The organism is Streptomyces sp. NPDC054834, from assembly GCF_053611185.1.
In genome coordinates, this window is sequence record NZ_JBSGZV010000036.1 from 55,005 (window position 1) to 72,431 (window position 17,427).

14 protein-coding genes and 1 tRNA gene are annotated in these 17,427 nt (G+C 68.9%); 2 read left to right on the forward strand and 13 right to left on the reverse strand.

All coding sequences use genetic code 11. The features are described from left to right. Positions 1–72 precede the first annotated feature (72 nt). The 11 genes from prfA to ACWGJM_RS35155 form a co-directional block, all read right to left on the reverse strand. Entirely contained in the window at positions 73–1,149 is a 1,077-nt protein-coding gene (gene prfA / locus ACWGJM_RS35105) for a peptide chain release factor 1 (RefSeq protein WP_453415808.1), read from the reverse strand. Between the two features lie 112 nt (positions 1,150–1,261). Continuing rightward, positions 1,262–1,486, reverse strand: coding sequence for a 50S ribosomal protein L31 (rpmE, locus tag ACWGJM_RS35110; protein ID WP_030672379.1), 225 nt, complete (start codon positions 1,484–1,486; stop codon positions 1,262–1,264). Positions 1,487–1,644: 158 nt separating this feature from the next. Next, complete coding sequence (locus tag ACWGJM_RS35115) at positions 1,645–2,775, reverse strand: LCP family protein (protein WP_453415809.1); 1,131 nt, start codon at positions 2,773–2,775, stop codon at positions 1,645–1,647. A 206-nt stretch (positions 2,776–2,981) separates the two neighbouring features. Continuing rightward, positions 2,982–4,697: a trypsin-like serine protease gene (locus tag ACWGJM_RS35120; protein ID WP_453415828.1), complete on the reverse strand. Its 1,716-nt coding sequence runs from the start codon at positions 4,695–4,697 to the stop codon at positions 2,982–2,984. A 243-nt stretch (positions 4,698–4,940) separates the two neighbouring features. Next, on the reverse strand, positions 4,941–6,980 hold the full coding sequence (gene rho / locus ACWGJM_RS35125) for a transcription termination factor Rho (RefSeq protein WP_453415810.1): 2,040 nt from the start codon (positions 6,978–6,980) through the stop codon (positions 4,941–4,943). Positions 6,981–7,385: 405 nt separating this feature from the next. Then, positions 7,386–8,315 carry a homoserine kinase gene (gene thrB / locus ACWGJM_RS35130; RefSeq protein WP_453415811.1) on the reverse strand — a complete coding sequence of 310 codons (930 nt, stop codon included), beginning with the start codon at positions 8,313–8,315 and terminating at the stop codon, positions 7,386–7,388. 461 nt (positions 8,316–8,776) lie between these two features. Further along, positions 8,777–9,835: a threonine synthase gene (gene thrC, locus ACWGJM_RS35135; RefSeq protein WP_453415812.1), complete on the reverse strand. Its 1,059-nt coding sequence runs from the start codon at positions 9,833–9,835 to the stop codon at positions 8,777–8,779. 6 nt (positions 9,836–9,841) lie between these two features. Then, positions 9,842–11,134: a homoserine dehydrogenase gene (locus ACWGJM_RS35140; RefSeq protein WP_453415813.1), complete on the reverse strand. Its 1,293-nt coding sequence runs from the start codon at positions 11,132–11,134 to the stop codon at positions 9,842–9,844. Positions 11,135–11,470: 336 nt separating this feature from the next. Beyond that, entirely contained in the window at positions 11,471–12,862 is a 1,392-nt protein-coding gene (gene lysA / locus ACWGJM_RS35145) for a diaminopimelate decarboxylase (RefSeq protein WP_453415814.1), read from the reverse strand. 15 nt (positions 12,863–12,877) lie between these two features. Further along, entirely contained in the window at positions 12,878–13,885 is a 1,008-nt protein-coding gene (nrtL, locus tag ACWGJM_RS35150; protein ID WP_453415815.1) for an ArgS-related anticodon-binding protein NrtL, read from the reverse strand. A gap of 87 nt (positions 13,886–13,972) precedes the next feature. Continuing rightward, positions 13,973–14,416 carry a response regulator gene (locus ACWGJM_RS35155; protein WP_453415829.1) on the reverse strand — a complete coding sequence of 148 codons (444 nt, stop codon included), beginning with the start codon at positions 14,414–14,416 and terminating at the stop codon, positions 13,973–13,975. A 187-nt stretch (positions 14,417–14,603) separates the two neighbouring features. Here ACWGJM_RS35155 and ACWGJM_RS35160 point away from each other — a divergent pair. Both ACWGJM_RS35160 and ACWGJM_RS35165 read left to right on the forward strand, forming a co-directional pair. Next, a tRNA-Arg gene (locus ACWGJM_RS35160) sits at positions 14,604–14,675 on the forward strand. Between the two features lie 299 nt (positions 14,676–14,974). Then, entirely contained in the window at positions 14,975–15,445 is a 471-nt protein-coding gene (locus ACWGJM_RS35165) for a GNAT family N-acetyltransferase (RefSeq protein ID WP_453415816.1), read from the forward strand. Positions 15,446–15,598: 153 nt separating this feature from the next. On the opposite strand, the gene ACWGJM_RS35170 is transcribed toward ACWGJM_RS35165, so the two are convergent. After that, complete coding sequence (locus ACWGJM_RS35170; protein ID WP_453415832.1) at positions 15,599–15,751, reverse strand: hypothetical protein; 153 nt, start codon at positions 15,749–15,751, stop codon at positions 15,599–15,601. A 207-nt stretch (positions 15,752–15,958) separates the two neighbouring features. Next, positions 15,959–17,104: a DNA cytosine methyltransferase gene (locus ACWGJM_RS35175; protein ID WP_453415817.1), complete on the reverse strand. Its 1,146-nt coding sequence runs from the start codon at positions 17,102–17,104 to the stop codon at positions 15,959–15,961. Between the last annotated feature and the right edge of the window lie 323 nt (positions 17,105–17,427).

The following is a 17,427-nucleotide window of genomic DNA, read 5'->3' on the forward strand; positions in this document are numbered from 1 at the left end:
CCCAAAATCTTGCTGCACGCTCGTCCTCCGGTGCTCAGTACTTCGTCACGTGCGTGACCTGCGTAATGTGCCTTACGCGGCCGCGAGTTTCGCCGCCGAGTCAGCGTCGACGCAGGCCTGGATCACCGCGTCGAGCTCGCCGTCCAGGACCTGGTCCAGGTTGTACGCCTTGAAGCCGACACGGTGGTCCGAGAGGCGGTTCTCCGGGAAGTTGTAGGTGCGGATCTTCTCGGAGCGGTCGACGGTGCGGACCTGGCTGCGACGGGCGTCGGCGGCCTCCCTCTCCGCCTCCTCCTGCGCCGCGGCGAGCAGCCTGGAGCGCAGGATACGCAGTGCCTGCTCCTTGTTCTGAAGCTGGCTCTTCTCGTTCTGGCAGGAGGCGACGACCCCGGTCGGGATGTGCGTGATGCGCACCGCGGAGTCGGTGGTGTTCACGGACTGGCCGCCCGGTCCGGAGGAGCGGTAGACGTCGATGCGGAGGTCGTTGGGGTTGATCTCCACGTCCACCTCCTCGGCCTCGGGGGTGACGAGGACACCGGCGGCGGAGGTGTGGATACGGCCCTGGGACTCGGTCGCGGGCACCCGCTGCACGCGGTGCACGCCGCCCTCGTACTTCAGTCGGGCCCACACGCCCTGGCCGGGCTCGGTGGCACCCTGGCCGCCCTTGGTCTTCACGGCGACCTGGACGTCCTTGTAGCCGCCGAGTTCGGACTCGGTGGCGTCGATGATCTCGGTCTTCCAGCCGACGCGCTCCGCGTAGCGCAGATACATGCGCAGCAGGTCACCGGCGAACAGGGCGGACTCGTCACCGCCTGCGCCCGCCTTGATCTCCAGAATGACGTCCTTGTCGTCACTCGGGTCGCGCGGGACGAGCAGGAGGCGCAGCTTCTCGGTCAGTTCCTCGCGCTGCTTGTCCAGCTCCTTGACCTCGGCCGCGAAGTCGGGGTCGTCGGCGGCCAGTTCGCGGGCCGTCTCGACGTCGTCGCCCGTCTGCTTCCAGGAGCGGTACGTGGCGACGATCGGGGTGAGCTCGGCGTAGCGCTTGTTCAGCTTGCGCGCGTTGGCCTGGTCGGAGTGGACCGACGGGTCGGCGAGCTTCTTCTCCAGGTCGGCGTGCTCGGCGACGAGTTCCTCGACGGCCTCGAACATCTTGGGGCTCCTGTACTGCGGGTGAAGGGCTGGCGGGCGACCAAAAACGCCGGTCCCGGCGCGACGCCCTCCGGGGAGGGGACGCGGCCGTGGACCGGCGGATCGGTGCTCGCTACTTCTTCGAGCCGGCGGCAGCCTTGCCGAAGCGGGCCTCGAAGCGGGCCACACGGCCACCGGTGTCGAGGATCTTCTGCTTGCCCGTGTAGAACGGGTGGCACTCGGAGCAGACCTCGGCGCGGATGGTGCCGCTCTGGATCGTGCTACGGGTGGTGAACGACGCGCCACAGGTGCAGCTGACCTGCGTCTCGACGTACTCGGGGTGGATGTCGCGCTTCAAGGTGTCTCCTAGGTTTCGGGAGGGCGCCGGGTCGCTGCCGCGGGGTGCGGAGGCGTGAACCGGAGCCGACGTACCAGTCTGCCAGGACTGGGGCCATCCCCCAAAACCGGGGGTTCGCGTTTTCTATTCCCTGAGGGTGGGGCGCATACAGCGAGCGCCTATGAAGAGGTCACGACGCCCTTGGCCTCGCCCGTCGCCGTGCCCTTCGTGGCGCCGGCCGGGATGGGCCGGTCGTTCTTGAGGGCCGTCCACACCTGCTTGGCCTTGGTCTGCTGGACGATGACGCGGTTGGGGTTCGCGGGGTCGTACTGGACCGGCATCGTGACCATGTGCATGTGCGAGGAGCTGATGCCCTTCAGGCCGTCGGCGAAGTCCGTCAGGGAGTTCACCGAGCCCAGGTCGGAGTCGGTGGTGACCGTCTTGGTGGCGGTGTCGGCGAGGTCGAGCAGCTTCTTCGGGTTGGTGAAGACGCCGATGTGCTTGACCTGGTTGACCAGGGCCTTGACGAAGGCCTGCTGGAGCTGGATGCGGCCGAGGTCGGAGCCGTCGCCGACGCCGTGCCGGGTGCGGACCAGGCCGAGGGCCTGCCGGCCGGTGAGCTGGTGCGTGCCGGCCTTGAGGTCCAGGTGGCTCTGCGGGTCCTTGATGCTCTTGGTGGTGGTCACCGGGACGCCGCCGAGCTCGTCGATGAGCTTCTGGAAGCCGGCGAAGTCGACCTCGAGGTAGTGGTCCATGCGCAGGCCGGTGAGGGTCTCCACGGTCTTGACGGTGCAGGCGGCACCGCCGGTGGAGTACGACTCGTTGAACATGACCCCTCTGGCCGCGGGGTGGGTGGCGCCCTTGGTGTCGGTGCACTCGGGGCGGTCGATGAGGGTGTCGCGGGGCATGGAGACCACGGTGGCCTTCTTGTGGCCCTTGTAGACGTGCACGATCATCGCCGTGTCGGAGCGGGCGCTGCCGTCGTCGGTGCCGCCGCCGAGCTTCTTGTTGGAGCCGGAGCGGGTGTCCGAGCCGAGGACCAGGATGTTCTCGGAGCCGTTGTCGGCCTTGGCCGGCCGGTCCGTGCCGAGCGCCTGGTTGATGTCGACGCTCTTGATGTTGCCGTTGAGCTTGAAGTACACGTACCCGATGCCGGTGCCGCCCAGCACCAACACGCCCCCCGCGGTCCAGGCGGTGACCAGCAGGGCCTTGTGGCGCCTGCTGGGGGCCTTGCGGCGGCGCCCCTTGCTTCGGCGGCCCTTCGGGCCGGGCTCGGTTATCGCGGGCTCCGGCGTGCTCTCGGCAGACATGTGCTCCTCGAATTCTCGTCCGGTCGGTTACCCCCTGCTTTCAGGGACAGGCCTGGTCTCGCGACCCTTACCGCACCATCGTCACTCCCCCGGGTCAGACGGGGAAACTCGGCAAAGGGTTGCACAACGGACCGTGCCCACCGCGTACGACGGTGGGCACGGTCCGTAGTCGGACGAGCGGGGTCACCACCCGCTCACCTGCGGGTTCAGCCGAAGATGTCGTACCTGTCGAAACCGGTACCGACCGAGACACGTGTGGCAAAGATCTCGCTGGTCGCCTTGCCGGTGCCCTTGTACAGGTAGAGCGTGCCGCCGGGCGTGCGGGCCAGGAAGTCGGCCTTGCCGTCGCCGTTCACGTCACCGACCGCGTCGAAGGCGTTGTACGTCGTACTGCTCCACGTGCGCACCTTGACCCGGGTGGAGAACGCCCCGGTGCCCGACTTGCCGGTGCCCTTGTACAGGTACACATCGCCCGTGCTGCTCTTGCGCGCGAGCAGGTCGGCCTTGCCGTCACCGTTGAAGTCGCCGTGGCCGCGTACCGAGTTGTACTGGTTCCAGCCCGTGCCGACCTCCACGCGGGCGGCGAAGGCGCCGTTGCCCTTGCCCGGGTAGAGCCACATCGTGCCGCCGGAGTCGACGGACAGCAGGTCGGGCAGGTAGTCGCCGGTGAGGTCGCCGGGGGCGATGATGCGGGTGCGGGTCTCCCAGTTGTCGAAGATCTGCTGTGTGCTCCAGGATCCGCTCGAGGTCACGTAGTGGGTCCAGAAGACGTCGCCGGAGGCGCTGTCGCGCACGACCAGGTCCTGGTAGCCGTCACGGTCGAGGTCGGTCTGAAGGACGACGTTGACGCCGCTCCAGCCGCCCCAGGACTGGCGGGCGCCGAACGCGCTGCCCGTGGAGTCCTTCTCGTAGCCGGTCTTGGTGGAGGACTCGCGCACCCACAGGTCGGCCTTGTGGTCGCCGCTGAGGTTGGTGTCGTCGATGCGCGGGTAGGCGGCGCCGGCGTAGGTGCTGGTCTTGGTGAAGACGCTGTAGGAGCCCTTCTCCACGCAGTCTTTCACGCCCCAGGAGACCACGCCCACGATCCGGTTGTTCACGATCAGCGGGCCGCCGGAGTCGCCGTTGCAGGAGGCGGTGGTGCCGGTGTCGCTGCCGGTGGCGGGCTTGCCCGCGCACACCATGTGGCCCTTGACGAAGTCCGTGCCGTAGTAGCCGGCGCAGGTGCTGTCCGACTGGATGGGCAGGGTGGCCGTCTTCAGCGTGTCGGAGATGTCCTGGCTGGTGGAGCTGGTGCGGCCCCAGCCGTACAGCTTGGCGCTGGTGCCCGCCGCGTACGAGGCGGTGTCGCCGGACGTCGTCATCCGGATCGGCGCGGCCTTGATCGCGACCGGCAGGGTGAGCACGGCCAGGTCGTTGTCGATGGTGTTCGCGCTGTACGACGGGTGGTTCCACTGCCGCCAGACGCCGGTGGCGGTCCCGCCGTGCAGGTCGGTGTTGCCCGAGTCGTCGGTGGTGGCCAGCTGGGAGGTGCCCGTGATGACGGCGCCGTTGGCGTGCCAGTCGTAGCCCTTGACGCAGTGCGCGGCGGTGAGGATCTTCGTCGGCGCGACGACGGAGCCGCCGCAGAAGAAGCCGAGGTCGTCGCTCGTGTCGGTGGTGCCCTTGTCGTCGTAGTACCAGAGCTGGGCCATCCACGGGGCCGAGGTGATGGTGGTGTCGGTGCCGCCGATGATCTTCGGGTCGGCCGTGGCGGTGTTCGTGCTCGCGCTCAGGGACGACTTCTGGGTCGTCTGCCCCGCGGTGTCGTCACCGGCGAGGGCGCCCGCGACCCGCTTCTCCAGCTCGCTGAGCGACGGCGAGCTGATGGCCGGCTTGACCGTCGGTGTCGGCGGCGTGGTTGTCGCACCGGCGGACGAGGTCATCAGCGCGGCGGTGACGGCCGCGGCCACACCGGCGGCGGCGAGGGGAAGGGCGATGCGTATCCGGCGTCTGTGCCGGCCGCCGGCGGGCGAGGCTGTGCTCAAGGGAGTCCCCAGGGAGGCAAGAGGTGGACGGGACGCATGATGCGTCCCGTCCTACTCAGCGCCAAAGGGCCGCCCCCCGTCACTCGTGTGACGGGGGGCGGCCCGGAAAACGCCTGGCGAGGCTCTGAGTGGAACTCTGCCTCAGTCTCCGTTGCCGGGAGTCGGCGTCGTCTTCTGGATCTGCATCAGGAACTCGGCGTTCGACTTCGTCTGCTTCATCTTGTCGAGGAGCAGTTCGACCGCCTGCTGCTGGTCGAGGGCGTGCAGCACCCGGCGCAGCTTCCAGACGATGGCGAGCTCGTCGGGAGCAAGCAGGATCTCTTCCTTGCGGGTGCCGGACGCGTCGACGTCCACCGCCGGGAAGATGCGCTTGTCGGCGAGCTTCCGGTCGAGCTTGAGCTCGGCGTTGCCGGTGCCCTTGAACTCCTCGAAGATCACCTCGTCCATGCGGGACCCGGTGTCCACCAGGGCGGTGGCGAGGATGGTCAGCGAGCCGCCGTCCTCGATGTTGCGGGCCGCACCGAAGAAGCGCTTCGGCGGGTACAGCGCCGTCGAGTCGACACCACCGGACAGGATGCGGCCGGAGGCCGGCGCGGCCAGGTTGTACGCACGGCCCAGACGCGTGATCGAGTCGAGCAGCACGACCACGTCGTGGCCCAGCTCCACCAGTCGCTTGGCGCGCTCGATGGCGAGCTCGGCGACCGTGGTGTGGTCCTCGGCCGGGCGGTCGAAGGTCGAGGAGATGACCTCGCCCTTGACCGACCGCTGCATGTCGGTGACCTCTTCCGGACGCTCGTCGACGAGGACGACCATCAGGTGGCACTCGGGGTTGTTGTGGGTGATCGCGTTGGCGATCGCCTGCATGATCATGGTCTTGCCGGTCTTCGGCGGGGCCACGATCAGACCGCGCTGGCCCTTACCGATCGGCGACACGAGGTCGATGATGCGGGTGGTCAGCACGCCCGGGTCCGTCTCCAGGCGGAGGCGGTCCTGCGGGTAGAGCGGGGTCAGCTTGTTGAACTCCGGGCGGCCACGGCCGTGTTCGGGCGCCATGCCGTTGACGGAGTCGAGGCGGACCAGCGCGTTGAACTTCTCGCGCCGCTCGCCTTCCTTGGGCTGACGGACCGCACCGGTGACGTGGTCGCCCTTGCGCAGGCCGTTCTTGCGGACCTGGGCGAGGGAGACGTACACGTCGTTGGGACCCGGCAGGTAGCCCGACGTACGGATGAAGGCGTAGTTGTCGAGGATGTCCAGGATGCCCGCGACCGGGATCAGGACGTCGTCCTCGGCCAGCTGCGGCTCGGCGATCTCGTCGCGGCCACGGCGGCCCCGGCGGTCGCGGTAGCGGCCGCGACGGCCACGGCGGCCGCCGTCGAAGTCGTCGTCGTCCTGCGGACCGGCGTTGCGGTCCTGGCGGCCGCCGCCCTGCTGCTGGCCCTGCTGCTGGCGGTCCGGACGGTCCTGACGGTCCGTGCGGCCGCCGCCCTGGCCCTGCTGCTGGTCGTCGCCCTTGCCGCCACGGCGGTCACCGCGGTCACGGTCCCGGCCGCGCTCGCGGCGGTCGCGGCGGCCACGGCCCTCGCCGTCACCGGCGTCGCCCTTGGCGGCGTCACCCTGCGGCTGAGCCTGCTGGGCGGGCGTCTCGGCCTTGGGCTCGCTCTTCGCCTCGGCGGCGATCGTCTCGGTGCCGCTGCTCGCCGGGGCACCCGCCTCGGCGGTGGCACGGCGACGGCGACGCTCGGTCGGGGCGTCGTCCCCGTTGCCCCCGGCCGGCTGGCCGGGAATCTCGATCTGCTGCTGGGCCACGGCCTTCTCGGCGGGCGCCTCGGCGGCCTTCGCGGCCTTCTTCTCGGCGGCCTCCTCGCCCGTACGGGCCTTGGAGGTGGCCCGGCGCTTCGGCTTGGTCTCGGCGGGGGCGTCGGCCTTGGCGGCCGGGGCGGCGCCGCCGCCCGCCTGCGCCTCCTTGATGACCTCGATCAGCTGGCTCTTGCGCATACGCGCCGTGCCCCTGATGCCGAGGCCGGATGCGACCTGCTGCAACTCGGCCAGCACCATGCCGTCGAGGCCGGTACCGCGGCGCCGCCGGGAGCCGGCACCGGTGGCAGGCGCGGAGGCGTCCGTGGCGGGCGCGGCAGCGGTCTCCTCGACACGTGCGCCCATCAGATCGGTGGTGTCGCTCACGAAGGGTCCTTCCCTGGAGCGGACGTCGGCCTGTCTGGCTCGGCGACCGGTTGTGCTGTCCGGCATCGGTTCTGTCTCTGTGAACCAAGCCGGGGCGGTGGTCCGCCTAAGCGGCGGAGGAAATTTCTGGTGATGGCGCTTCCTCGAGCCGTGGCACCCAGTGTCACGTGGCGTGGTAGCACCGATTCCGGAGCGTGCCCAGTGGCCCGCTCAGTGCCCGCGTACAACGTGCTGCCCAGGTACGACGTACGGAACACGGAGTGGCTTGGGAGACTCCCGGAAGAATGTCTGTCCCGGACGGGGACACGAAGCACCTCGCCATGGTGGGGTCGGGTGCAGACTTGAGATTAACACTACCGGATCCAACAAACATTCCCCCTCTCCAAATCCGGCAACCGGACGCTTTTAAATATCCCCGGGAGCCGCGAGCGGCAGGACGCTCGCACCCTGGGCATCCAGGCTCAGCCGGTTGGCGGCCCAGCCGGCCCCCGCCAGCCGTTCCACCTTTTCGGCGGTGCCCGCGTCGGCCAGCGCCATGACGGTGGGCCCGGCGCCGGAGATCACCGCGGGGATCCCGTCCGCCCGCAGCCGCTCCACCAGCGCGGCGCTCTCCGGCATCGCGGGGGCGCGGTACTCCTGGTGGAGACGGTCCTCGGTGGCGGGCAGCAGCAACTCGGGGCGCCTGGTCAGGGCCTCGACGAGCAGGGCGGCGCGGCCCGCGTTGACGGCGGCGTCGACGTGCGGCACGGTGCGCGGCAGCAGGCCGCGCGCCGTCTCGGTCAGTACCGGCTTTCCGGGCACGAAAACCACCGGAACGATGGAATCCTTGGGCTCCATCCTGATCGCCCGCGCGGCGCCGGCCTCCATCCAGGAGAGCGTGAAGCCGCCGAGCAGACAGGCCGCCACGTTGTCGGGGTGCCCCTCGATCTCGGTGGCCAGCTCGAGCAGGGCGGTGTCGTCGAGCTTGGCCTCGCCGCCTATGGTCACCGCCCGGGCGGCGACGATGCCCGCGCAGATGGCGGCGGAGGAAGAGCCCAGGCCGCGGCCGTGCGGAATGCGGTTCGCGCACACGATCTCGAGGCCGCGCGGCTGGCCGCCGAGCAGGTCGAAGGCGGTGCGCAGGGAGCGTGCGAGGAGATGGCTCTCGTCACGCGGCAGCGTCTCGCTGCCCTCCCCCGCGATGTCGATGTGCAGCCCGGAGTCGGCCACCCGGACGACCACGTCGTCGTACAACCCCAGCGCGAGGCCCAGGGCGTCGAAGCCCGGGCCGAGGTTGGCGCTGGTGGCGGGGACGCGCACCCGGACGGCGGCGGCGCGGAACGCTGGACCGGCCATCGCTCGATGACTCTCCTTGAGCTGCGTGATGGTCGAATGACATTCGATACGTACGTGAAGGCCCTCCGGCCGCGCAGACAACGCGGCACCCTGCCATATGCGCGGCATATGCAGTGGGCGGGTTCAGTACAGCCTATCGAAGGAAGGTTCTGTGGCGACATAGGGCGCACAGGAGGCGCACGATGCGTGTCGTGGGCCCCTCGTGCCCCCTTCCCAGGGAGTCCCCAGATTTAGACGCCGCAGGGAGCCGCCGGGTTGCCCGGTGCGGGCGGGTTCTCCGGCGGATCCGGAGCGGATCTCTGGGGATCCTCGGGTCTCCGCGGATCCTCGGGTCTCATCGGATGCTCGGGTCTCATCGGATGCTCGGGTCTCATCGGATGCTCGGGTCTCATCGGATGCTCGGGCGAGGCCGAGTCGGGATCCGCAGGTCCGGGATCCACAGGTCCGGGATCCGCAGGGCCTCAGGCGAGGCCGAGGCGCTCGGCCGCCGTCGCGGCGTCGACCGGGACGGTGACCGGCTGCGGGGCGCCCGCGACGGCCCAGTCGGGGTCCTTCAGGCCGTTGCCGGTGACCGTGCACACGATCCGCTGCCCCGGGTCGACCTTGCCCTGCTCGGCCGCCTTCAGCAGACCGGCCACGGACGCGGCGGACGCGGGCTCCACGAAGACACCCTCCTGCGCGGCCAACAGTCGGTAGGCACGCAGGATTTCACGGTCCGTCACCTCATCGATGAAACCGCCCGACTCGTCCCGCGCCGCCAGGGCGTACTGCCAGGAGGCGGGGTTGCCGATGCGGATCGCGGTGGCGATGGTCGACGGGTCCTTCACGACCTCGCCGCGCACGATCGGGGCACTGCCGGAGGCCTGGAAACCCCACATCCGGGGGGTTCTGGAGGCGACGCCGTCCGCGGCGTACTCCTTGTACCCCTTCCAGTACGCGGTGATGTTGCCCGCGTTGCCGACCGGCAGGACGTGGATGTCCGGGGCGTCACCCAGCATGTCCACGATCTCGAAGGAGGCCGTCTTCTGCCCCTCGATGCGCACCGGGTTGACCGAATTGACCAGCGCCACGGGGTAGTTCTCGCTCAGGGCACGCGCGAGCGTGAGGCAGTCGTCGAAGTTGCCGTCGACCTGGAGGATCTTCGCGCCGTGCACGAGGGCCTGGCCCATCTTGCCGAGCGCGATCTTGCCCTGCGGCACGAGCACCGCGGAGACCATCCCGGCGCGCACCGCGTAGGCGGCGGCGGAGGCGGAGGTGTTGCCCGTGGAGGCACAGATGACGGCCTTCGCCCCCTCCTCCTTGGCCTTGCTGATGGCCATGGTCATGCCGCGGTCCTTGAAGGACCCGGTGGGGTTCGCGCCCTCCACCTTCAGGTGGACCTCGCAGCCCGTGCGCTCGGAGAGCACCTGCGCGGGCACGAGGGGCGTGCCGCCCTCGCGGAGCGTCACGACCGGCGTGGTGTCGGATACCGGCAGCCGGTCCCGGTACTCCTCGATGATTCCGCGCCACTGGTGGGTCATTGCTGGTTACTCTCCTTCAACCCGCATGATGCTGGCGACACCCCGCACGGTGTCGAGGTTGCGCAGCGCCTCGACGGTCCCCGTCAGGGAGGCGTCGGACGCACGATGGGTGACGACGACGAGGGAGGCCTCACCGTCCTTGCCCTGCTGCCGAACGGTATCGATCGACACCCCGTGCTCGGCGAACACGGTCGCCACCTGGGCGAGAACACCCGGTTTGTCGGCGACGTCGAGGCTGATGTGGTAGCGCGTGACGACATCACCCGTGGGCGAGACGGGCAGCGCGGCGTACGCCGACTCGCCGGGCCCGGTGGACCCGCTGAGCCGGTTGCGGCAGACGGCGACGAGGTCGCCGAGCACGGCGGAGGCGGTGGGCGCGCCGCCGGCGCCGGGACCGTAGAACATCAGCTGCCCTGAGGCGTCCGACTCGACGAACACAGCGTTGTAGGCGCCGCGCACGGAGGCGAGCGGGTGGCTCAGGGGGATCATCGCCGGGTGCACGCGCGCGGTGACGGAGGCTCCGTCCTTCGAGCGCTCACAGATGGCGAGCAGCTTGATGGTGCAGCCCATCTCCTTGGCGGAGGCGAAGTCGGCCGCCGTCACCTCGGTCATGCCCTCGCGGTAGACGTCGTCGAGGCGCACCCGGGTGTGGAAGGCGATCCCGGCGAGGATGGCGGCCTTGGCGGCGGCGTCGAAGCCTTCGACGTCGGCGGTGGGGTCGGCCTCCGCGTACCCCAGGGCGGTGGCCTCGTCGAGGGCCTCCTGGTACCCGGCGCCGGTCGAGTCCATCTTGTCGAGGATGAAGTTCGTCGTCCCGTTGACGATCCCGAGCACCCGGTTGACCTTGTCGCCGGCGAGGGACTCGCGCAGCGGCCGGATCAGCGGGATGGCGCCGGCGACGGCGGCCTCGTAGTAGAGGTCCTTGCCGTTCGCCTCGGCCGCCGCATGCAGGGCGGCGCCGTCCTGGGCGAGGAGGGCCTTGTTGGCGGAGACGACGGAGGCGCCGTGCTCGAAGGCGGTGGTGATGAGCGTACGGGCGGGCTCGATCCCGCCGATGACCTCGATGACGACATCGAGGTCGCCGCGTTTGACGAGGGCGGTGGCGTCGGTGGTGACGAGCGCCGGGTCGATGCCCTCACGCACCTTGGAGGGCCGCCGCACGGCCACGCCCGCGAGCTCCACGGGGGCGCCGATGCGGGCGGCGAGGTCGGCGGCGTGCGTCGTCATGATGCGCGCCACCTCTGAGCCGACAACCCCACAGCCCAGCAGCGCCACCTTCAGCGGACGCGTACGCATCATCCGACCTCGTTTCCTCATACCGTCTACGGTTGGACCAGTCTCACTCACCGGACGGGACTTTCTATCCCATGTCCGGATCGTGAGACATCTATTTCATTTCGGGGCACGGGAAAGACCGTAGATCTTCCGGCGGTCACTCCGGCGGTCGCTCCGCACTTCTCCCGCCCCTCCCTCCGCGGCACCGTAGGTGTCGACGGTGCCGCAGACCGCTTCGGTGGCGCTGGTGCCACCGCTGTCTCCATGGCCGACGTCGTCGTCAGCCGACGTCGTCGTCGGCCGACGTAACCCTCAGCCAGCATCCTCCTCAGCCGGCATCGTTCTCAGCCGGCATCATCGTCAGCCGACGTCGAGACGCAGAAGGTCCTCCTCCGTCTCGCGGCGGACGATCACCCGGGCCTCGCCGTCGTGCACGGCGACGACGGGCGGCCGGAGCACGTGGTTGTAGTTGCTGGCCATGGACCGGCAGTACGCCCCCGTCGCCGGGACCGCGATCAGGTCACCCGGTGCCAGGTCGGCGGGCAGGAAGGCGTCCTTGACCACGATGTCCCCGCTCTCGCAGTGCTTGCCGACCACGCGCGCGAGCATCGGGGCGGCGTCGGAGGTGCGGGAGACGAGGGCGACGCTGTACTCGGCGTCGTACAGCGCGGTGCGGATGTTGTCGGACATGCCGCCGTCGACGGAGACGTACGTCCGCAGCCCTTCGAGGGGCTTGATGGTGCCGACCTCGTAGAGCGTGAAGGCGGTCGGCCCGACGATGGCGCGCCCGGGCTCGACGGAGATACGGGGCGTCCGCAGCCGTGCGGCCTCGCACTCCCGCGTGACGATCTCGGTCAGCGCCTTGGCGATCTCGTGGGGCTCACGTGGGTCGTCGTCGCTGGTGTAAGCGATACCGAGGCCGCCGCCGAGGTCGATCTCAGGCAGTTCCACCCCGTGCTCGTCACGGATGTCCTTGAGCAGCCCCACCACCCGGTGCGCGGCGACCTCGAACCCGGACATGTCGAAGATCTGCGACCCGATGTGGGAGTGGATCCCGATCAGCTCCAGCCCGTCGAGCTGAAGGGCCCTCCGCACGGCCTCGGCGGCCTGCCCGCCCGCGAGCGGAATCCCGAACTTCTGGTCCTCGTGGGCGGTGGCGATGAACTCGTGGGTGTGCGCCTCCACGCCCACGGTGATACGGATCTGCACTCGCTGGCGCACGCCGAGGGACTGGGCGATGTGGGCGACGCGGACGATCTCCTGGAAGGAGTCGAGCACGATACGCCCCACCCCCGCCTCGATGGCCCGCCGGATCTCGCTCACGGACTTGTTGTTGCCATGGAAGGCGATGCGATCGGCAGGCATCCCGGCGGAGAGGGCGGTGGCCAGCTCCCCACCGGAGCAGACGTCGAGGTTGAGTCCTTCTTCGTACAGCCACCGCACGACGACACGCGACAGGAACGCCTTACCGGCGTAGAAGACGTCGGCGTCCGGCCCGAAGGCGGTACGCCAGGCACGCGCGCGGGCGCGGAAGTCGGACTCGTCGACGACGTACGCGGGCGTGCCGTACTCCTCGGCGAGCGCCTTGACATCAACACCCCCGACGGTGACGACCCCGTCGGCGTCCCGGGTGACGGTCTGCGCCCACACCTTCGCATCGAGGGCGTTGAGGTCGGTGGGCGGCGCGGAGTAGTGCCCCTCGGGGAGGACGTCGGCGTGGCGGGGCCCGGCGGGGTGTGCGGAACGACTCATCTTGGGCGTGCTCTTTCAGAGGTGGTCGGGTGCGTCGATGCCGAGCAGGGACAGGCCGCCGGCCAGCACCGTCCCGGCGGCTTCGGCGAGGGCGAGCCGGGCACGGTGGGCGGCCGAGGGTTTCTCCTCGCCGCGCGGGAGCACGGTCAGCAGGAAGGGCAGCGCGGCATCGGCGACGGTGACGAGGTGCCGGGCGAGCCGGTCCGGGGCACGGTGGGTGGCGGCCGCGGCGAGGATGCGGGGGTGGTCGGCGAGGGCGGCGACGAGCGGGCCGGCCTCGGTCTGTTCCGGCTGTTCCGGCTGTTCCGTCTGTTCCGGGTCACCGGGTTCGGCGCTGAAGCCGAGGCGGGCGGCGTTGCGGGTGAGGGCCCGGGTACGGGCGTGGGCGTACCGGACGCGGAAGAGGGGGTTGCCCTCGCGCTGGACCAGGTGGTCGGCGGTGATCCGGGGCCGGTCGTGCGGGGCGGGATGGAGCAGGGCCCACTGGGCGGCGTCGGGCCCGAGCGGGGCGGGGTCCTCCGGGGCCGGCACGGGCCGCAGATTGACGGGCTCCCCGTGCTCCACCTCGACCCGCCCACCCTGGGTGGCGACGATCCGCACCAGCGCGTCGGCGATGACCTCGGCCCGGACGTCGTACGGCACGCGCAGAGTGACGACCTGCCCGGCGAGCGCGTCACTGTGCCCGTACGCCGGCCCCCGCTCGCGTACCTCGCGCACGAGTCCGGCGGCGGGGTCGGCGTCTGTCTTCAGGCAGATATTGAGGAACCCCGGCCCGGTGACGACGACGTCCTCGACCCCCTCCACCTCCACGAGATGCGGTCGCAGTATCTCGGCGACCCGCAGGGGAGGCTGCCCGGCCGGGCGGGCGAGCTGTAGTGCGATGTTGGTGGCGTAGTCCCCACACCCTCCCGGCCCGGGAGGCGTGACCACGACCCGCTCCGGCACGGTGACACTCAGCTCCCCTTCATCGACGGCACGACGCACCGCGTGCAACACGGTGCGGGAGAGCTCGACGGGGGTCACGGGACAAGGGTAGGGGAGGAGGGGGGTGGGTAGGCGAGCCGGTTTGAGCCGGTGTCCCGCTATACGGACACTCTCTCTCGCACTCACCTACCGCTCCTGATACTCCTGCCGCTCCTGATGCTGATGCCGATCACCCGGCTCGGCTGCTTCCCCACCGACGGCGACGGCATCCGCCCTCCCCCGGTCGATCAACCGCCTGACGAGCTGAACGAGCTCCGCGGGCTCGAAGGGCTTGGCGAGAAAGGCGTCGACCCCGGCATCGAGGCCGGCCTCGACCTCGTACGGCGTACACGCGCTGACGATGGCCAGCGGAAGATCACGCGTCCGCGGATCGGCCCGCAACCGCTCGGCGGTCCGGAGACCGTCCAGACGGGGCATGACGACGTCCAGCGTCACAACATCGGGCCGCACCTGATGAACGAGTTCCAGACACTCGGCACCATCGGCCGCGGTCACGACCTCGAGACCCTCCAGCTCGAGATTGACCCTGATCAGCTGCCGGATGACCTTGTTGTCGTCCACAACAAGCACCCGCCCCGACGCGCCTGGCACAACTCGAGAGTAGGTCCGGACCGGCCACCGCGTCCGGGTTTTCCCCACTTCCACCCCGTCCGAGCGACGCGCCCGCTCCCCGCCCCCGGAAACCCGTTCATGAACACTCCATCAGAGCTGGTAGTGTTCTACCCGTCGCCAGGAGCGAACAGCTCCCCACCGACACGCCCCCGTAGCTCAGGGGATAGAGCAACGGCCTCCGGAGCCGTGTGCGCAGGTTCGAATCCTGCCGGGGGCACCCAGAATGAGGTGCCCAAAGACCCCGTCACCAGCGGAAACGCTGAGGCCGGGGTCTTCGCGTATGCGCAGGCGTATGCAACGCTGAGCGGCCCCAGGACGGGGTCTGTGGACTATTTGTGGACAGGAACTGCGCGCGTCTGCCCAGGTCACAGCGGCTATTTTGGAGCGAACCAGCCCGGCGTGCCGGTCCCGCTCCAGATCCGCGGCGCCTAATACGCTGCGGCTGACTGCCACACGGGGGCGACTCTTCACGTCGGTCCGGACGGCACAGCCGCCGCATGCAGGAAGGGGCGTGGCATGAGGCCTCCAGGCGTACACCTGCGCGAGATCACCGACGACAACCGGGATGCCGTGCGTGCCCTCCGCGTCCGACGCGACCAGAAGCGGTTCGTCGCCTCCGTGTCCAAGTCGCTCAAGCAGGCGGCACAGCACCCGGAGGCCAATCCCTGGTACCGCGCCGTGTACATCGGCGACGAGCCAGTCGGCTTCGTGATGCTGTCGTGGAAGCCGCTGGCTGGTCCTTACGAAGGGCAGCACTTCATCTGGCGCCTCCTCGTCGACAAGCGGCACCAGAGGCGAGGGATCGGCCGAGACACTCTCACGCAGATCGCCGCCCTGGTTCGTGCGGACGGCGTCACCGAGCTGCTGACCAGCTACGATCCCGGCGACGGCGAACCGTGGCCCTTCTACCAGAAGTTCGGGTTCGAGCCCACCGGAGAGATCGACGACGGCGAGATCGTTCTGCGGCTCATCTTCCTCGCTAAGTAAGCTCATACGGGAAACCGCAGTCAATTTCCGGTAGCCAGCTGACCAAGAATTTGGTGGGCGCTGGAAGTCGACCAGCGGCCGACGCCCTGCGACGGGGACACGACGAAGCCCCCGGCCCGCGCAGGGACCAGGGGCTAATGGCTATGTGCCTCGTCACTCGTATTCGCGCAGCAACTCCTCGATCTTGCGGTTGGCGATTTCCTCCCGCCCATCAATGCACTTGGCGTAGCGGCCCAGCAGCACCTCAACACTGTTGCCCGCACGTTCGGCCACCTCGCGGGCGTCCACCTCTCCGGCCGACGCCACCGCCGCCCCTGTCGGCCAACGCTCGACTCGGCCGCTGAAACTCCGTCGAACCCATGGCATGACCGTTAATCGGTGGCCGCAACACAAGGAGCAGCCAAGGGACGCTCACGGAGGCGGCCACGCCAACCCGGTGAGAGAAGTGCTAGGCAGCAGCGGGCAGTTCGCCTACTTCAAAATGCCCTCGGATGGAGTCAGCCCGTTGCAGGCTCAGCAGGCGAGGTCGACAGCAGAGGCAGCGTAGTCGTCCTCAAGCTGCTGGGAAACCTCGTCCTTCACCTGCAGAACTTCAGCGTCGAAGAGCATGGAGGTCAGCGCCTCGGTCAGGGGTGGGGGGACGGCGTTGCCGATGATGACCTGAACCTCGGTGCGAGTCAGCTCGTAGCGAGGCTTGGCCCTCTCGTCGACGAACTTGAAATAGTCTGGGAAGCCTTGGATACGCGCGGCCTCGTGGGCTGTCAGACATCGGGGGACACCAGGATGGACAAACCGTCCACGTCCCATCGTTGCGAAGCCGCTGGTAATGGTCTGAGACGGACGGTCCCACCACAAGCGGCCATACATTGACGTGTAATTGTGCTTGCCCTGGTGACACTCGGGGCGCTCTTCGTTCGGCAGATTGTGCTCGTCGTTCTTGAAGAGATACTCCATACGCCGCTGGTTATCCGCGTTGGGTATGGCAGCTTCATCGAAGAATGACTTCGGTCGCACGTCGAGCAGGTCGCCGATCGCCCAGCGCAAGTCATGGGGTGTAGCATTGCGGTCTTCGATCTGCAGCAGGTCAGCAGCCGAGAAACCGAAAGGCAGCGCGTCTTCGCGGACGGCCAACAGTATGTGGCGCTTGCGTGTCTGGGCCACGCCGAGCTTGAGTAGGTCGATACGACTGGTGGCGACTTCGTATCCAAGCTTCTTGAGGTGAACGATGGCGCGTGAGACCACCTGCTGCTTGTCATTGACAACGGCCAGCACGTTTTCGATGACGACTACCCTGGGGCGCAAAACCTCTGCAGCGCGAGCCATACGCAGGTACAGGCGGTTCTTGGGATCATCACGGCGGGTGTGGTTGTTGAGGTTACTGTGCCCCTGGCATGGCGGCCCGCCGATCAGGAGCTCCACCTCACCCACCAACGAGCGAGTCTCGGCCTCTTGAGCGGTCAACGAAGCGCCAAGGTCACCGTCAAAATAGGACTCGACGGTTCCCTGTTGGACGTTGGCCTCAGGAAAGTTGACCTTGAAAACCTTGGTGGGAGCTGCCTCGAAGTCAACTGCGAGGCGAACATCGAGCGAGACGTCATGCTTGTGGGCTGCCTGGGCGATGCCGAGGGTGAGGCCACCGCAGCCGGCGAAGAGGTCCACCACTCGCAGAGAGCCAACCCCTCCTTCAAACTTCGGCCGCCGCTTGGCGCGCAGGGGGTACCGCTCACCCACGTGTGACCCCCATCTGCCATTGCCTCTAGAACCGGCGGAACGAGCGGTCATGGTACTCGATCAAGGATCGTCGCGCGCGGTAGACCGGTACCTAAGCGTCGCCTGACGTGCCGACCGAGGCGGTTCTACGCCTCACCTGCCGACATCAAGGGCGCCCTGAACATGCTCGCCAACGGCCATCAGGTACGCCGCTGCTGCTACCGCAACGTCTACGAGGACTACGTCCCGTACGTTCCGAAATGCGATCGCAG